This is a genomic window from Pseudomonas sp. TH07 (genome assembly GCF_016651285.1).
Lineage (GTDB): Bacteria > Pseudomonadota > Gammaproteobacteria > Pseudomonadales > Pseudomonadaceae > Aquipseudomonas.
This window is the reverse complement of sequence record NZ_JAEKED010000001.1, coordinates 951140-967352: the sequence shown is the minus strand read 5'-3', so window position 1 is coordinate 967352 and position 16213 is coordinate 951140. Positions and strand designations below refer to the sequence as shown.

Genomic DNA, 16213 nt, shown 5'->3' with positions numbered 1-16213 from the left:
ATGTCTCCCTACAAGCAATTTGCCCTCGATTGGGTCGAACGCCATCGCCAGCAGCTGTCGGACTGGCATCAGATCATCTGGCATTACGCCGAGCCGGCGTTTCGCGAATACAAGTCCTGTGCCTGGTACGTGCAGTTGCTGGAAGCCGAAGGCTTCACCGTGGAGCACAACAGCGGCGGCATGCCTACTGCCTTCTGCGCCACCTTCACCCAGGGCACGGGCCCGGTGCTGGCGACCTACGCCGAGTACGACGCAGTGCCCGGCAACTGCCAGGCGGCGACCACCCGCAAAATGCCCCGTGACGGCCTGTCGCGCTTTGCCCCGGGGCATACCGACCCGCATTCGGCCCTGGGCATCAGCGCCCTGGGCGGGGCCTTGGCGGCAAAAGCGGCGATGCTCGAATTCGGCCTGCAGGGCACCATCAAGTTCTTCGGCGAGCCGGCGGAAAAACTCCGCGCCTCCAAGCCGGTGCACGCGGCCAAGGGGTACTACGATGACCTGGACGCGGCCATCAGCTTTCACCCGACCTACATGCTGCCGCTGAACAACACCACCACCTGGAATACCCATTGCGGTATTGCCTACGCCTATATCTACAGCTTCACCTGCGACGACCCGCAAAACTGGATCGCCGCCGATCGCTACAGCCCGATCCCGCAAAACCACCTGGCTGCCCGGGCGCCGGGGGCCAACGATGCCCTGGTGCACTTCTACACCCTGAACGAAAGCCTGCGTCGCTCGACCCTGCCGTTCACCGGCCTGTGGAGCTACAACGAGGCGATTCTCACCGCCGGCCAGGCCACCGCCGACAACTTGCCGCCACACCTGTCGCAAATCCAGTACCTGCTGCGCTGCGACTCCATCGAGCAGGCCGAAACCATCTCCCAGGTGATGGACAACAACGCCGCTGCGGCCGCCATGGCCACCGGTTGCCAATGGAAAAAAACCTGGGTCTGCAAGTCGCGCGGCGGCCTGCCCAACCATGTGCTGGCCCAGTCCACCTACGACAACCTGGCCGCCATCGGCGCACCACGCTGGGATGAAGAGGCCTGTGCCATTGCCCGCGAGATCCAGGTCAACCTGGGCCTTGCGCCGATGGACAAGCCCTTCCTGCCGGCCATCGAGGAGTTGATCGACCCCCAGGAATGCGAGCGCCAGCTGCGCCTGCAAATGCCGGCCTGGCAGAACTACCTGACCTCCGACGACTACCCTGAATACACCTGGCACTGCCCCACCGTGCGCCTGCTGGTGGCCCGGCCGATGCTTGCCGCGCCGCCGGGCACGGTCTACCCGGACTGGGTTTCCAACGCCCTGGGCGGGATTGCCCAGACCATCGACCCAATGATCGATGTTGCGGCCAAGACCATTGCCTGCACCTTGCTCGACCTGTTCGGCGATGCCGACCTGCTGGGCGCGGCCAAGGCCGAGTTCGAGCAGCGCACCGGCGGCGGGATTGGCGGCAGTCGCTGGCAGGCGCCGCTGCTGCCGGCGGACTTCAAGGCCCCGCACCGCTTCCGCTGGCCGGAGTACATCCGCACCGCGCGGGGCGAAGAGTGGTGGATTCCCGCCCGCGATGACGAATGACGGCTGACTTACGCCGCGCAACCAGAGCAACCAGGGGAGACACAGACGTGCCTGCAGCAGTGAATAAAAACAGTCCGGATACCCCGGTAGTCGCGATTGACGACTTGCACAAGAGTTATGCCGATCACCATGTCCTGAAGGGGATTTCGCTGCGCGCCAACGAGGGCGAAGTGGTCTCGCTGATCGGCTCCAGCGGCTCGGGAAAAAGCACCTTGCTGCGCTGCATCAACCTGCTGGAAGTGCCGTGCAGCGGCAGCTTGCGCATCAATGGCGAACAGGTGAAGTTGAAGACCAACGCCCGGGGCGTGGCGCAGATTGCCGACGCGCGCCAGGTGGAGCGCTTGCGTACCCGGCTGAGCATGGTGTTTCAGAGCTTCAACCTGTGGCCGCACCGCACGGTGCTGGAAAACGTCATCGAAGCCCCGGTATTTGTCTTGGGCGAAGACCGCAAGGAGGCCATCGCCCACGGCGAGCACCTGCTGGAGAAGGTCGGCCTGATCGACAAGCGTGACGTGTTCCCGGCCTTTCTTTCCGGCGGCCAGCAGCAACGGGTGGCCATTGCCCGGGCCCTGGCCATGCGGCCCCAGGTGATGCTCTTCGACGAGCCGACCTCGGCCCTCGATCCGGAGCTGGTGGGCGAGGTGCTGCGGGTGATCCAGGGCATTGCCGAAGAGGGGCGGACCATGATCCTGGTCACCCACGAAATGGCGTTTGCCCGGGATGTTTCGAGCAAGGTGGTGTATTTGCATCAGGGCCAGGTGGAAGAGGAAGGGCCGCCGGCCCAGGTATTACTGGACCCGCGCAGCGAACGCTGCCGACAATTTGTGATGGCGCAGGACAACCGCTGACCTGGCTCAAACGGCCTGACCCAACAATAACAATCGATAAAACGAGGGTTTCATCATGAAAAAGACACTGTTGCTCCTGCTCCAGGCGTGCGTCCTGACGTGTGCCGGCGCACCGGCTTTCGCCGCAGACAAGGTGGTGTTCGGCATCGCCCTGGAACCCTATCCGCCGTTCTCCTACAAAAATGGCAGTGGCGCCTGGAGCGGTTTCGAGCCGGACATGATCAGCGCGGTGTGCGCGCAGATGCAGGCCGACTGCAAGCTCAATGAAATGGCCTGGGACGGGCTGATTCCGGCGCTCAAGTCGCAGCAGGTGGATGTGGTGCTCAACTCGCTGTCGATCACCCCGGAGCGCAAGGAGGTGATTGATTTCACCCAGCCTTACTTCTTCACCCGTGCGCTGTGGGTGGCCGACGCCAGCCTCAAGGTCGATCCCACGCCCGAGGGCCTGAAAGGCAAGATCATCGGCGTGCAGGGTTCCACCACTCACTCGGCGTACATCAAGAAGTACTTCGGCGCCAACTCCACCGTGCGCTACTACAACGACCAGGACGACATCCTCGCCGACCTGCGCAGTGGCCGTATCGACATCTTCCTGGCCGATCAATTGGCGGTGGAGCCGCTGCTGGACAGCCCGGACAACGCGATGCTCGCCAGCAAAGGCGTGGCGCCCCTGGACCCACTGTTCGGCGAAGGCGTCGGCGCCGGCGTGCGCAAAGGCAACGATGCCCTGCGCGAGCGCCTGAACGTGGCCTTGCAGGCCCTGCGGGACAATGGCACCTACGAGAAGATTCGCGCCAAGTACTTCAAGACCGATATCTCGTCCCTTGAATAATCACGCTTTACAGGTCCATCCCCGGCAGGTGCGCTTATGACTGTATCGGAAATCTACCGGCTGTTTTTTGCCGAGGGCTGGCTCCAGGCCCTGGCCCAGGGGATGGTGAAAACCCTGGGTATCTCCCTGGGCGCCTTTATCCTCGGGCTGGCCATCGGCTTGCTGGTGGCCATGGTCAAGCTGCGTGGCCCACGCTGGCTGGTGCTGTGCGCCAACTGCTACACCACCCTGTACCGCGCGGTGCCGGAACTGCTGCTGATCCTGCTGCTGTATTACGCCGGCACCGACCTGATCAACCTGCTGATGGCCCAGCTGGGGCGGCCGGGGGTGGAGGTCAACGGTTTCATGGCGGCCATCGTGGTGCTGGGGATCGTCCAGGGCGCCTACTCCGGAGAGATCATCCGCGGCGCGATCCAGGCCATTCCCCATGGCCAGATCGAGGCGGCGCGGGCCTATGGCATCAATCGCCTGTTGCTGCTGCGGCGCATCGTGCTGCCGAGCATGATGCCGTTCGCCATCGCCGGGCTGTCGAACCTGTGGCTGGTGCTGGTCAAGGAAAGCGCGCTGATCAGCGTCGTCGGCTACACCGAGCTGTTGTCGGCGGGGCGCCAGGCGGCGGCATCGACCAAACACTACCTGCTGTTCTACCTCGCGGTGGCGGCGTTCTATTACCTGATCACGCTGGTCTCCAGCTCGGTGTTCCGGCAACTCGAAGTGCGCTTCGAACGCTGGATGCCACGACACGTCTAGGAGGCGGGCATGGACTTCAACTGGCTGAACAACTTTTCCAGCGAACTGATCCGTGGCGCCTGGATCACCTTCCAGTTGCTGCTGATTTCCGGCGCCCTGGGGTTTCTGATGGCGGTCGGCGTGGCGTTGGGTCGCTTGTCGCGCAACCCGCTGCTGGCCAACGGGCTGCGTTTCTACACCAGCGTGCTGCGCGGCACGCCGCTGCTGGTGCAGATCTACATCCTCTACTACGGTGTCGGCAGCGTGTTTGCCAGCTTCCCGCTGATTCGCGGCAGCCTGCTCTGGCCGTACCTGCGTGAAGGCTTCTGGTACGTGGCCCTGGCCCTGACCTTGAGCGTGTCAGCCTATGTCGGCGAAGTACTGCGCGGCGGCCTGCGCGCGGTGCCGCGGGGTGAGCTGGAAGCGGCTCGGGCCTATGGCATGCGGCCCTGGCTGGTGCTGCGCCGGGTGTGGATGCCCCGAGCCTTGCAGATGCTGCGCCCGACCCTGGCCGGGGAAAGCGTGATGCTGCTCAAGGCCACGGCCCTGGCGTCCACTGTGGCGGTCACCGACCTGCTGGGTGCGGCCAACCTGGTGCGTGCCCAGACCCTGCGGGTCTACGAGCCGCTGCTGGTGGTGGCGGTGATCTACATCATTCTGGCGATCGTGATCGAGCAGGCCTTCAACCGCATTGGCAAGACGCCACAGCGCCAGGCCTGAGATCTGAATTCATTTAAGCGTTGGCCGAGGGCCGGCGAGGAGTGGCTAATGCAGTATTCATCCGTGGTCAAACGCATCAGCGGCGAGACCGTCAGTGCCTGGGACATCCACTACGCCGCCTGCGACGCCCAGGAGCGCGGCGAGGATGCGATTGTGCTGAGCATCGGCGATCCGGACTTCGCCACCGACGAGGCCATCTGCGCCGCAGCCGTCCAGGCTTTGAAGGAAGGCGACACCCATTACACCCACGTGGTCGGGCGCCCGGCCCTGCGCGCGGCGATCGCCGCCAAGCAGGCAGCCCTGCTCGACTTGCCGGTAACTGCGGAAAACATCGCAGTGGTCGCCGGTGCGCAGAATGGCTTGTATGCCACCGCCATGTGCCTGTTCGAGCAGGGCGACGAAGTCCTGGTGCCGGAGCCGATGTACCTGACCTACGCCGCCAGCATCCAGGCCAGCGGCGCGCGGCTGGTGTCGATCGCGCAGCCGGCGGCGGAGGATTTCCGGCTCAGCGTGGCGGCCCTCGAGGCGCAGATCACCGAGCGCACCCGGGGCATCGCCCTGGCCACGCCGAACAATCCCACCGGCAACGTCTACACCCTCGAAGAACTGGAAGCGGTGGCCCTGGTCGCCCGGCGCCATGACTTATGGGTGATCAGCGACGAAGTCTATGGCCAGCTCACCTACGACCGGCCCCACCAGAGCGTGGCCACCTTGCCCGGCATGCTGGAACGCACCGTGGTGCTCAACAGCCTGTCGAAGTCCCATGCCATGACCGGCTGGCGCGTTGGTTGGGTGGTGGCGCCCACCGAGCTGGTCGGGCATCTGGATAACCTGCTGCTGTGCATGCTGTACGGCTTGCCGGGGTTTATCCAGGCGGCGGCGCTGAAGGCGCTGGAGCTGGACGAGCAGATCGTCGGCCAGGCCCGTGAGCTGTATCGCCGGCGCCGCGACCTGGTGGTGGCCGGCCTGGGCCAGTTGCCGCTGCTCAAGTGCAAGGTCCCGGAGGCGGGCATGTTCATGTTGGTGGACGTGCGCGGCACGGGGCTGTCGAGCACCGAATTCGCCTGGCAGCTGTTCCGTGCCACCGGTGTCTCGGTGCTTGATGCCAGTGCGTTCGGCGCCAGCACCGCAGGCTTTGTCCGGGTCTCCTTCACGGTTTCCGACACGGCCCTCAGCGAAGCCTGCCGGCGCATCGCCCGCTTCGTCGAAAGCCTGGAGGCCGGCCGCTAGAGCCTGCCCCAACCCCGCTGACTGACTTCGTCCAACGGCGCGAAAACGCGCCGCAGGGCCTCCCTTTGCCTAGAAAAAAGCAGGTGCCGCACATGACAGCCGTCGACAACTTCACATCGACCCACTCCAGCAGTGGGCTGTTTGCCGATCTGATCCTCGATAACGGAAGGATCCGTACCATGAACCCGGCCCAGCCCTGGGCTGAAAGCGTGGCGATTCGTGGCGGCCGCCTGATTGCGGTGGGCCTGCGCGGCGACGTGTTGCCGTTCAAGGGCCCGCTGACCCGGGTGCATGATCTGCAAGGGGCGTTCTGCATGCCTGGCCTGCACGATATGCACACCCACCCGGACCTGGCGCTGGCCCCACGCTACAGCGACGACCTGGACGTGGGCATCGAAGACCCGACCCCGGAGCAGCTCAAGCAGGCGATCCTGGCCTACGCCGAGAGTCACCCGGGCGATGGCTGGATTCATGGCCAGTACTGGGTGCGCTACACCTTTCGCGAGGCGGGACTGACCCCGGGGCGGGCCTGGCTCGACAGCATCCTGCCGGATCGCCCGATCGCGCTGCTCGATCGCATGTGGGGCACCATGATGGTCAACTCTCGGGCCCTGGAGCTGGCGGGCATCGACCGCCATACCAGCGACCCGCGCAACGGCTACCTGGAACGCGACGAACTGACGGGCGAACCCACCGGGCTGATGATCGACGGCGCCTACGCCATGATCCACGCCGCCATGCCGCCGACCCCGGTGGAGGTGCTGCGCCAGGCCTACCGCGATGGCGTGCACTTCCAGAGCGCCCGGGGCGTGACGGCCAGCAAGTACGTGCATGTCTGTGAGCAGCGCCTGCAAGCCCTCAAGGAACTCGACGACCAGGGCCAGCTGACGGTCCGTATCGAAGCGGCCATCAGTTGGCAGGACGATATCTTCCCGGTGCGCCGGCGCTGGGAGCTGCTCAGTGGCGAGCGGCACTATTACCGCAGCGCGCGGCTCAGTGCCAACGCGGTCAAGTTCCACTTTGATGGCACCGTGGAGCCGCGCTCGTCCTACCTGCTGACCCCCTGGCCGCAGGAAGCGAGCTGGCGCGGCAAGCTCAACCTGACGCCTGAGCACATCACCGACATGGTGGTCGACATGGACCGTCGTGGCCTGCGGGTGATCGCCCACTGCACCGGCGATGGCGCCTCCGACGTGTTCCTCGATGCGGTGGCCGAGGCGCGCCGGCGCAATGGCTTCAGCGGGATTCGCCATCAGTGCGCCCACAGCACCTTGCTGCACCCGGGCAACCTCAAGCGCTTTCGCGAGCTGGAAGTGATTGCCGAATTTTCCCCGGCGGCCTGGTACCCGACGCCGTTCGCCACCGGCGCCCGCTCCGGCTACGGCCAGGAGCGCCTCAAGCGTATCTATGACTTCAAGGGCGTGTTGGCGGCGGGCGGTATCGCGGTCATGGGCACCGACTGGCCGGTGGCCTCGATCGACCCCTGGCTGGCACTGGAGACCATGGTCACCCGGCAGAACCCGTGGAACCAGGAGCCTGACTGCTTCGGTGAACCGATCTCCCTGGAGCAGGCACTGCAAGTGGTGACCAGCAATGGCTCCTACGCCATGGGCCTGGAGCACCTCACCGGCAGCCTGGAGGTGGGCAAGTCGGCGGACCTGATCGTGCTCGACCGCGACCTGTTCGCCCAGCCGGCGCGCAACTATATCCACCGCACCCAGGTGCAACTGACCCTGGTTGAAGGCCAGCCGGTGTACGACTTGCAGGGGCTGTTCGATGACACCCCGCTGCAGGCCACCTGGCGTGGGAAACCGCCGGTGCTGGAAGGAGAGGGGTCATGAACCGTATTGCCGTGACGGTGATCTGCGGCTTTCTCGGCGCCGGCAAGACCACCTTGCTCAACCGCATGGTCCAGCGCGACGACGCTGGGCGCCTGGCGGTGATCGTGAATGATTTTGGCGAGCTCAACATCGACGCGGCGATCATCGCCGAGGTGACCGATGCCGTGTACAGCCTGCAAAACGGCTGTATCTGCTGCACCGTCCAGGAAGACCTGCTGGCCCAGTTGGTCAGCCTCAGCCAACTGAGCCCGCGCCTGGAGCGCATCGTCATCGAATGCAGCGGGGTTTCCGATCCGCAGCGCATCCTGCAAACCCTGGCCTACCCGCAACTGCGCGCCCAATTGCAGCTCGATGCGGTGATCACCGTGGTCGACGGGGTCGGCTACAGCAGCCTGGAAGGGGAGTTTGCCCGCCTGTCCCGGGCCCAGGTCGCCTGTGCCGACCTGGTGCTGCTGAACAAGACCGATCTGCTCGCCCCGCAGGAACTGGCCGTGATACGCAGCAAGTTGGGGGCGAGGGTGCCGGTGATCGAGACGGTGTACGCCGAACTGCCCGACAGCCTGCTGCTCAGCGACCGGGGCGAGGCTAGCTCGCTGAAAATGCTCCCGGCCGCCACCCGCCATGACCAACTGTTCGAATCCTGGCTCTGGCAGAGCCCGCAAGCCCTGGACCCGGAGCGCTTTCGCCAGTGGCTGGCGCAGATCCCGCCCCAGGTCTTCCGGGTCAAGGGCCTGGTGCACCTGCAAGGCATCCAGGCTCCCCAGTGGTTGCAACATGTCGGCCAGCGCAGCCAGTTCAGCGCCGCGCAAAACAGCGATGCACAGCAGGCGGTGCAACTGGTGTTCATCGCCCGTCGCGGCAGTGAACTGCGCGAAAGCCTGGGCCGCAGCCTGGAGGCGTGTTTGATTGCGGCTTGAGTGACAACGGCAGCGGCTGCAAGGGTGTTCGCGCGCCCGTTGTGGCCTTGCCCGGAGCCCCCGGTTTTGATCGATTCAGGCGCCAATCGGACGGCGCCGAAATCCAGGCGCCGCGCGTCCATTTTGTTTCCTGAACAAAGCGCCAAGTGCCAACAAAAACTCCTCTTGCTGATGTAATGTGCTGCACCGTGAGCGTTGCTCAGGTGGGTGCAGGGCAGGCATATTTCGATGGTCGGAGGTTGTGTTGGGCATAAGGGATTGGTACTGGAATCGCCAGGTCCGGCGGCATGGTTTCAAGTTTGGCACCGCTATTTCGACCATCGGCAAGCGAGCCACGCTCAAGCTGGAGGAAGGCGTACGCATGGGCCAGGTGGACATCGACGTTCGAGGCGAGCTGTCGATCGGTGCCCATACCTACATCAGGAGTGACAGTTGCCTGCAAATGGTGACCTCGATCGGGCGTTTCTGCTCGATCGGTGCCGGTGTGATCCTTGGCCAGGAGAAAAACAACCACCCTGCGGATTGGCTGAGCACCCACCCCTTCCAGTACACCGATACCGCCTGGCAATACGACGCGCACATCGACTTCGGCACCGTCGGCAATGACGTCTGGATCGGGCGCGACGCCATGGTTCTGGAGGGTGTCAACGTCGGCACCGGGGCGATCATTGCCACGCGCGCCCTGGTCACTCAGGATGTGCCCCCTTACGCCGTGGTGGCCGGGGTGCCGGCCAAGCTGATCCGCTACCGCTATTCAGCGGAAATGATTGAGCGCCTGCTGGCTTCAAAGTGGTGGGAGCGGGACATGTCGCAACTCAAGGACCTGCCCCTCAACGACCCGGCTTCCTGCCTCGAGCAACTGCCACAGCTGGCGCCAGCCAACTACCGACAGATCCAGCTGACCTGCAAAGGGTGCAAAGTGCTGCGCTGATGGTGTTCAAATGATCAATCCCGGAAACACATAGGACCGAACGCGTGACTCTTGACCAGTTGTTTGAGTATTGGCGGGTTGAAGTATCCAACAAGAAGAAAGTGGGCAGCCGGACCGGCCTGATCTCCAACATTCTCCGGCGGGCCAGGAGAGACAATAAACTGCGCTTCCTGTTCTCTTTCCGGCTTGCCCAGTACCTGCATCGACGGGGCGGATTCTGGGCCGCGCGTGCACGTCGGATGCAACAAAAGCTCAACCTCAAATACGGGGTCGATATTGATCTGGGCGCAGACATCGGCCCGGGGCTGCGCATTGCGCATCTGCCCGGAGTGGTGATTTCCGGCCATGCAAAAATCGGTCGGAATTTCTTTATCCGGCAAAATACGACGGTCGGGATCAAGACCCTCGGCCTCGATCACTACAACCTGAGGATCGGTGACAACGTCAGCGTCGGGGCTAACAGCTGCATCATCGGTGACGAACTGGTGGTGGGGGATAACGCCACGATCGGCGCGATGTCCCTGGTAAACAAAGACGTCCCCGCCAATTGCACCTTTTACAACGAGCGAAAGACCCTGGTCCGGCCTTCGCGGTAAATGCGTTGGCATCCTTTGAGGTGGGCAGGGGAGCGGGGTGCCGAGTGTTCCGCGAACTTCGCTGGAAGCACGTTTGAATGCTGAAACGTAACGTCCAGATACACGAAAGCCGCGCAATGCGCGGCTTTTTATTTGGTGGGCCCACACGGACTTGAACCGTGGACCAAAGGATTATGAGTCCTCTGCTCTAACCAACTGAGCTATAGGCCCTCAGTAGGCGGCGGATTATAACGACGGATTCTCGGCTGTGCTATCCGAAAAATCGGAAACGCCCATCTGCAGAAAAGTCGCGGCGAACTCATCGGCGCACAGCGGCAGGCTGACGATGTAGCCCTGGATCTGCTCGCAGCCTTCGGCGCCGAGAAATGCCTGTTGCTCGTGGCTTTCGACGCCTTCGGCGATCACCGTGAATTGCATGCTGCGGCCCAGGGCGATGATGGCGCGCACGATCGCTACGTCATGAGGGTCGTCCGGCAAGCCGCGGACAAACGACTGGTCGATTTTCAGGAAGTCCAGGGGCAGGCGCTTGAGGTAGCTGAGTGAGGAATAACCAGTGCCGAAGTCGTCGATCGCCAACTGGACCCCCAGGTGCTTGAGTTGGTGCAGCACCTCCAGCGCTTCTTCGGTCTGGCTCATGATGAAGTTCTCGGTGATCTCCAGCTGCAGGAAGCCTGGCCGCAGGTGGTTGTCTTTGAGCAGTTGCTCGATGCGCCCCAGCAGGTTGGGCTGGCGCAGCTGGGCGCCGGCCAGGTTCACCGAGAGCGGGCCGAAGGGCGCATAGCGTTCGTTCCAGGCCGACATCTGCTGGCAGGCCTGCTCCAGCACCCAATCGCCGATCTGCAGGATCATGCCGTTTTCTTCGGCCAGCGGGATGAAGTGCTCCGGAGGCACATCGCCAAACGTCGGGTGCCGCCAGCGGATCAACGCCTCGGCGCCGACCAGTTCCTGATCGATAAGGCTGATCTTGGGCTGGTAGTAGAGAGACAGTTCGTTGCGCTCGATGGCGCGGCGCAATTCGTGTTCCAGGGCGACCCGCTCGCTGGCCTGGGCGGTCAGGTCGCGGGTGTACCTTTCCACCCGGTTCCGGCCTTTGGCCTTGGAGCGATACATCGCCGCGTCGGCGTTCTTGATCAATGTGGCAACGTCGGTGCCATCTTTGGGGTAGAGGCTGGTGCCGATGCTGGCGCTGATGAAGAACTCATGTTCCCCGGCCTGGAAGGGCGCGCTGAAGCAGTTCAGGAGTTTACCGGCAATGTGGTCGGCATCGCTGGCTTGCTGCAGCCCGGGCAGCAGAATGATGAACTCGTCGCCCCCCAGGCGCGCCACGGTATCGATGTCGCGCAACTGCTCCTTGAGGCGTACGGCAATGCCCTTGAGCAAAAGATCGCCGACCGGATGGCCGAGGCTGTCGTTGATGTGCTTGAAACGGTCGAGGTCGAGAAACAGCACCGCGCCCTGGCTGCCGTTTTCCTGCTGGCCGTTGAGCGCGGTCAGCAAGCGGCTCTCGAACAGGGTGCGGTTCGGCAGGCCGGTCAGCGGGTCGTGGTGGGCCTGGTAATCGAGCCGTGCCTGGGCGTGCTTGAGGCTTGAGATGTCGGCGAACACCGCGACGAAATGGGTGATCGATTGCTCCTTGTTGCGCACGGCACTGATGGTCAGCCAGCTTGGGTACAGCTCACCGTTCTTACGCCGGTTGGAGATCTCGCCCTGCCAGTGTCCTTCTGCCGTCAACTGGTACCACATGGCGGCGTAGAAGGCGCTGTCGTGCAGGCCGGACGCCAGCAGGCGCGGCGTGTGGCCGAGGGCTTCGGCTTCGCTGTAACCGGTGATCTCGGTGAATGCCCGATTGACCGCGCTGATGTGTTGCTGGGTGTCGGTGATCAGCACCCCTTCAGCGGTGCTCTCGAAGACGGTGGCGGCTTGCTGGAGCTTTTCCTGCATCACGTGGCGTTCGGTGATATCGCGGGCGATGGTCAGCATGCAGTCTTCGTTGCCGATGGGCAGGGGGCGGCTGGACAGCTCGCACAAACGGATCTGACCGTCGTTGCGCCGGATATGGCAGCTGAAATCCCGCACGTAGCCATCGCGGTTCAGCAGGTCGAGCATGTGTTTGCGCTCGTTGAGGTTGACCCAGATGCCCAGGTCCAGGGTCGAGCGATCCAGGGACATGGCGCTATTGAATCCGGTAATGCGGCTGAAGCCTTCGTTGACCTCGATCAGCAGCCCATCGCGCTGGCGGCTCAACAGCAAGCCGTCAGGCGAGGCGTGGAAGGCCTTGGCGAACTTCTCCTCGGAGGTCTGCAGCAACTGCTGGGTCTCCTTGAGCCGACTGATATCGCGCACCACCACCACCAGCGCCGGGGTGGTGTCGAGGTCGAAGGGTTCGGCGGAAATCAGGCCGGTGAACAACTGGCCGTTGTGTCGGCGAAAGGGCATCTCCAGGTTGCGGATACTCCCGGCTTGCAGGCGCAGCAGCAGGCCCGGCCCGACGCCCTGGATCCCCCAGATATTGAGGTTGGAGGCGGTCTGGCCGAGCACCTGTTCGGCCCGCAAGCCGATCTGTTCCTCAAAGGCCTTGTTGACCTCCAGCAGGCAGCCGTCCGACAGTCGCGCGATCACCAGGATGTCCGGGCATTGCTGGAACACCGAGGCGAACTTCTGCTCGGACAGGCGCAAGGCTTCCTCGGTGTGCTTGGCTTCGCTGATATCGATCATCAGTCCGCGCATCACCGGTTCGTGGCCATGCTCGATCAGGCTGACAATATCCCTTACCCACAGGCATCGGCCATCGGCGGTGATGACCCGGTAGTCGAGGCTGTGATCACGCCCGGCGAGTACTTCGTGGTCGCAGAAGGTCTGGGCGCGGGTCAGGTCGGCGGGGTGGATGATGTTGCGCCAGAACCCCGGAATCAGCCAATGGGACAGCGGGTATCCCAACAGCGCCTCGGCGTGGGGTGAAACGTAGCTGTAGGTGTAGTCGCTGATCCGCGCTTCCCAGGCAATGGCCGACAGGCTCTCCACCAGGCCGCGGTAATGGTACTCGCTGCTGCGCAGCTGCTGCTCGAGGGCCACGCGCCGGGAGATTTCCGAACTCAGGCGGCGGTTGATGCGGATCACCACCGCCAGTACCGCAAACAACAACAGCACAGTGGGCAGGCCGTAGACCAGCAGGTCTGACCAGAACGAACGGTGATCCAGCACATTGCCCACCCAGTGTTCCTGGATCACGCTGATTTCCGCAGGGGTGAGGTCGGCCAGGACCTTGTCGAGGATGCCGATCAGGATCTTTTCATCCCGTGGCGCGCCCATCGCCAGTTGATAGCGGTAGGGGGTTTCTCCGCTGACATACAGCCCATCCAGCTTGAGTTGTCGCAGGCTCCAGATGCTCGAGGCGAGGTCGCTGACTACCGCGTCGACCTGGTCGGTCGCGAGCGCCTGCAGGGCCGAGCTGACATTGGGCAAGGCCACCAGGTTTAGGTCCGGATGGTGGGTGCGCAGCAGTTCATGAGGGGCATAGTTTTCTACCACCGCGATCTTCAGGCCGTAGAGCTCCCTGAGGTTGTGGGGCTGGGCGCCACCCTCATGGGCGAGGATCACGATGGGAAAGTCGAGGTAAGGCCGGGTAAAGGCCAGGTAAGTCTGGCGTTCCGGGGTCGACATGATCCCCGGCAGCAGGTCCAGCTTGCCCTGTTTCGCCTGTTCGAGAACGGCGGTCCAGCTGACCGGTTCGATCGGGTTGAGTTTTATCTCCAGGCGGCTCTGGATCAGGCTGATGTAGTCAGCGGCCAGGCCCTGGTAACGCCCGTCCTCGTCGCGATACTCGAACGGCGGCCAGGAGGCATCGACGCCCAGGCGCAATGTGGGGTGGGCCGCCAGCCAGTCACGCTCTTCATCGGTGAGAGTCAACGCGCCAGCCGTAGCGGTCCAGGCGAGCAGCGACAGCAGAAGCACGGCCGGCAGTCTGGGCATAACCGTCTCGTTATGGCACGGGGAATGTGTCGAGTGTAGACGGCAACGCGAGGCGGGGAGGGGGAGGGAAATTTAATCTGCGTAAAGCAAAACCCCCAGCAGGGCTGGGGGTTTTGGTATCACTCGTCGAGGAAGGAGCGCAGGTGCTCGCTTCTCGTCGGGTGGCGCAGCTTGCGCAGCGCCTTGGCTTCGATCTGACGAATCCGCTCACGGGTAACGTCGAACTGTTTACCAACTTCCTCGAGGGTGTGGTCGGTATTCATGTCGATGCCGAAGCGCATGCGCAGGACCTTGGCTTCACGGGCAGTGAGGCCGGAGAGTACTTCGCGAGTCGCTTCTTTCAGGCTCTCAACAGTGGCGACATCGATTGGCGACTGCATGGTCGAGTCTTCGATGAAGTCACCCAGATGGGAGTCTTCGTCATCACCGATCGGGGTTTCCATGGAGATCGGCTCTTTAGCGATCTTCAATACCTTGCGGATCTTGTCCTCAGGCATTTCCATGCGTTCGCCCAGCTCTTCCGGGGTCGGTTCACGACCCATTTCCTGCAGCATCTGCCGGGAAATACGGTTGAGCTTGTTGATGGTCTCGATCATGTGCACCGGAATACGGATGGTGCGGGCCTGGTCGGCGATCGAGCGAGTGATCGCCTGACGGATCCACCAGGTGGCATAAGTCGAGAACTTGTAGCCGCGACGGTATTCGAACTTGTCCACAGCCTTCATCAAGCCGATGTTGCCTTCCTGGATCAGATCGAGGAATTGCAGGCCACGGTTGGTGTACTTCTTGGCGATGGAGATCACCAGACGCAAGTTCGCTTCAACCATCTCTTTCTTCGCGCGGCGGGCCTTGGCCTCACCGATCGACATGCGACGGTTGATGTCCTTGATCTCGGCAATCGTCAGACCGGTTTCGGTCTCAAGCGCAGTCAGCTTCTGCTGGCAGCGAATGATATCGGGCTGCAGGCGACCAATGGCTTCGGCGTATTTGCTTTTGCCTTTGGCCAGCGCGTCGGTCCAGCTTTCATCAACTTCGTTGCCCGGGAACTGGCGCAGGAAGTCGGCACGCGGCATGCGTGCATCACGAACGCACAGTTGCATGATCGCGCGCTCTTGTTGACGCAGACGATCCAGGGCACTGCGAACACGCTCGACCAGGCCTTCGAATTGCTTCGGAACCAGTTTGATCGGCATGAACAGCTCAGCCAGGGCCAACATCTCGGCAATTGCCTGCTTGTTTGCGCGGCCGTGCTTTTTCAGCGCCTTGCGGGTGATTTCCATCTGGTCAGCCACGGCGCCAAAGCGCTGTGCAGCGATGACCGGATCAGGACCGCTTTCGGTTTCTTCTTCGTCGTCACTGGCTTCGGCGTCCTCTTCTTCGGTGTCATCGTCCGCTTTCGCGGCCTTGGCATCGACAGGCGGTGGCACTTCTGCAGCAGGCGGCGCGATGCCGTCGTCCGGGTCGATATAACCACTGAGGACGTCGGACAGGCGGCCACCTTCGGTGGTGACGCGAGTGTACTCGGAGAGAATGTGATCAACCGTGCCAGGGAAGTGCGCAATCGCGCCCATCACTTCACGGATACCCTCTTCGATACGCTTGGCGATTTCAATTTCGCCTTCACGTGTGAGCAGCTCTACCGTACCCATTTCACGCATATACATGCGCACAGGGTCAGTAGTGCGACCAATGTCGGTCTCAACCGCTGCCAACGCGGCAGCAGCTTCTTCAGCTGCGGCTTCGTCGGTATCGGCGTCGGCCAACATAAGGGCGTCCGCATCCGGAGCACTCTCGTGTACGGGGATCCCCATGTCATTGATCATGCGGATGATGTCTTCCACCTGCTCTGGATCTGAAATATCCTCAGGCAGGTGGTCGTTGACCTCTGCGTAAGTCAGATACTTCTGCTCACGACCCAGGGTGATCAACTCTTTGATACGAGACTGCTGTTGCGCTTTTCCGGACATAACACCCTATCCACTGAAGGTCTTGGCGGGCAAAAAACAAGCCGAGGAT

Annotated in this window: 12 protein-coding genes and 1 tRNA gene; 10 read left to right on the top strand and 3 right to left on the bottom strand. The window is 62.9% G+C overall.

Translation table 11 applies throughout. The features are described from left to right. From JFU57_RS04655 to JFU57_RS04610, 10 genes are all read left to right on the top strand, one after another. Nucleotides 1-1584, top strand: coding sequence for a hypothetical protein (locus JFU57_RS04655; RefSeq protein WP_020295442.1), 1584 nt, complete (start codon nucleotides 1-3; stop codon nucleotides 1582-1584). A gap of 59 nt (nucleotides 1585-1643) precedes the next feature. After that, the gene (locus JFU57_RS04650; RefSeq protein ID WP_020295443.1) at nucleotides 1644-2432 is read left to right on the top strand and encodes an ABC transporter ATP-binding protein; all 789 of its coding nucleotides are present in this window, start codon (nucleotides 1644-1646) and stop codon (nucleotides 2430-2432) included. A 55-nt stretch (nucleotides 2433-2487) separates the two neighbouring features. Then, nucleotides 2488-3264 carry a transporter substrate-binding domain-containing protein gene (locus JFU57_RS04645; RefSeq protein ID WP_078472856.1) on the top strand — a complete coding sequence of 259 codons (777 nt, stop codon included), beginning with the start codon at nucleotides 2488-2490 and terminating at the stop codon, nucleotides 3262-3264. A gap of 36 nt (nucleotides 3265-3300) precedes the next feature. Next, the gene (locus JFU57_RS04640; protein WP_078472857.1) at nucleotides 3301-4014 is read left to right on the top strand and encodes an ABC transporter permease; all 714 of its coding nucleotides are present in this window, start codon (nucleotides 3301-3303) and stop codon (nucleotides 4012-4014) included. Between the two features lie 9 nt (nucleotides 4015-4023). Further along, nucleotides 4024-4713: an ABC transporter permease gene (locus JFU57_RS04635; RefSeq protein WP_078472858.1), complete on the top strand. Its 690-nt coding sequence runs from the start codon at nucleotides 4024-4026 to the stop codon at nucleotides 4711-4713. Between the two features lie 48 nt (nucleotides 4714-4761). Then, nucleotides 4762-5943: a pyridoxal phosphate-dependent aminotransferase gene (locus JFU57_RS04630; RefSeq protein WP_078472859.1), complete on the top strand. Its 1182-nt coding sequence runs from the start codon at nucleotides 4762-4764 to the stop codon at nucleotides 5941-5943. A gap of 92 nt (nucleotides 5944-6035) precedes the next feature. Further along, nucleotides 6036-7784: an amidohydrolase gene (locus JFU57_RS04625; RefSeq protein ID WP_201128284.1), complete on the top strand. Its 1749-nt coding sequence runs from the start codon at nucleotides 6036-6038 to the stop codon at nucleotides 7782-7784. Then, complete coding sequence (locus tag JFU57_RS04620; protein WP_201128283.1) at nucleotides 7781-8701, top strand: CobW family GTP-binding protein; 921 nt, start codon at nucleotides 7781-7783, stop codon at nucleotides 8699-8701. Before JFU57_RS04625 ends, JFU57_RS04620 begins: the two co-directional genes overlap by 4 nt. 244 nt (nucleotides 8702-8945) lie before the next feature. Further along, complete coding sequence (locus JFU57_RS04615) at nucleotides 8946-9632, top strand: CatB-related O-acetyltransferase (protein ID WP_153050272.1); 687 nt, start codon at nucleotides 8946-8948, stop codon at nucleotides 9630-9632. A 44-nt stretch (nucleotides 9633-9676) separates the two neighbouring features. Further along, nucleotides 9677-10228: a serine acetyltransferase gene (locus JFU57_RS04610; protein WP_201128282.1), complete on the top strand. Its 552-nt coding sequence runs from the start codon at nucleotides 9677-9679 to the stop codon at nucleotides 10226-10228. Between the two features lie 133 nt (nucleotides 10229-10361). Here JFU57_RS04610 and JFU57_RS04605 read toward each other — a convergent pair. From JFU57_RS04605 to rpoD, 3 genes are all read right to left on the bottom strand, one after another. Then, nucleotides 10362-10438, bottom strand: a tRNA-Ile gene (locus JFU57_RS04605). Nucleotides 10439-10453: 15 nt separating this feature from the next. Further along, nucleotides 10454-14197: an EAL domain-containing protein gene (locus JFU57_RS04600; RefSeq protein ID WP_201128281.1), complete on the bottom strand. Its 3744-nt coding sequence runs from the start codon at nucleotides 14195-14197 to the stop codon at nucleotides 10454-10456. 119 nt (nucleotides 14198-14316) lie between these two features. Continuing rightward, a complete protein-coding gene (rpoD, locus tag JFU57_RS04595; RefSeq protein WP_078472865.1) occupies nucleotides 14317-16164 on the bottom strand; it encodes an RNA polymerase sigma factor RpoD in 1848 nt (615 codons plus the stop codon). Nucleotides 16165-16213: the final 49 nt, after the last annotated feature.

Coding starts and splice junctions, on each gene's coding strand:
- JFU57_RS04600 (WP_201128281.1), bottom strand. CDS start 14,197: ATGCCCAGACTGCCGGCCGTGCTTCTGCTGTCGCTGCTCGCCTGGACC.
- JFU57_RS04640 (WP_078472857.1), top strand. CDS start 3,301: ATGACTGTATCGGAAATCTACCGGCTGTTTTTTGCCGAGGGCTGGCTC.
- JFU57_RS04645 (WP_078472856.1), top strand. CDS start 2,488: ATGAAAAAGACACTGTTGCTCCTGCTCCAGGCGTGCGTCCTGACGTGT.
- JFU57_RS04625 (WP_201128284.1), top strand. CDS start 6,036: ATGACAGCCGTCGACAACTTCACATCGACCCACTCCAGCAGTGGGCTG.
- JFU57_RS04620 (WP_201128283.1), top strand. CDS start 7,781: ATGAACCGTATTGCCGTGACGGTGATCTGCGGCTTTCTCGGCGCCGGC.
- JFU57_RS04655 (WP_020295442.1), top strand. CDS start 1: ATGTCTCCCTACAAGCAATTTGCCCTCGATTGGGTCGAACGCCATCGC.
- JFU57_RS04635 (WP_078472858.1), top strand. CDS start 4,024: ATGGACTTCAACTGGCTGAACAACTTTTCCAGCGAACTGATCCGTGGC.
- JFU57_RS04630 (WP_078472859.1), top strand. CDS start 4,762: ATGCAGTATTCATCCGTGGTCAAACGCATCAGCGGCGAGACCGTCAGT.
- rpoD (WP_078472865.1), bottom strand. CDS start 16,164: ATGTCCGGAAAAGCGCAACAGCAGTCTCGTATCAAAGAGTTGATCACC.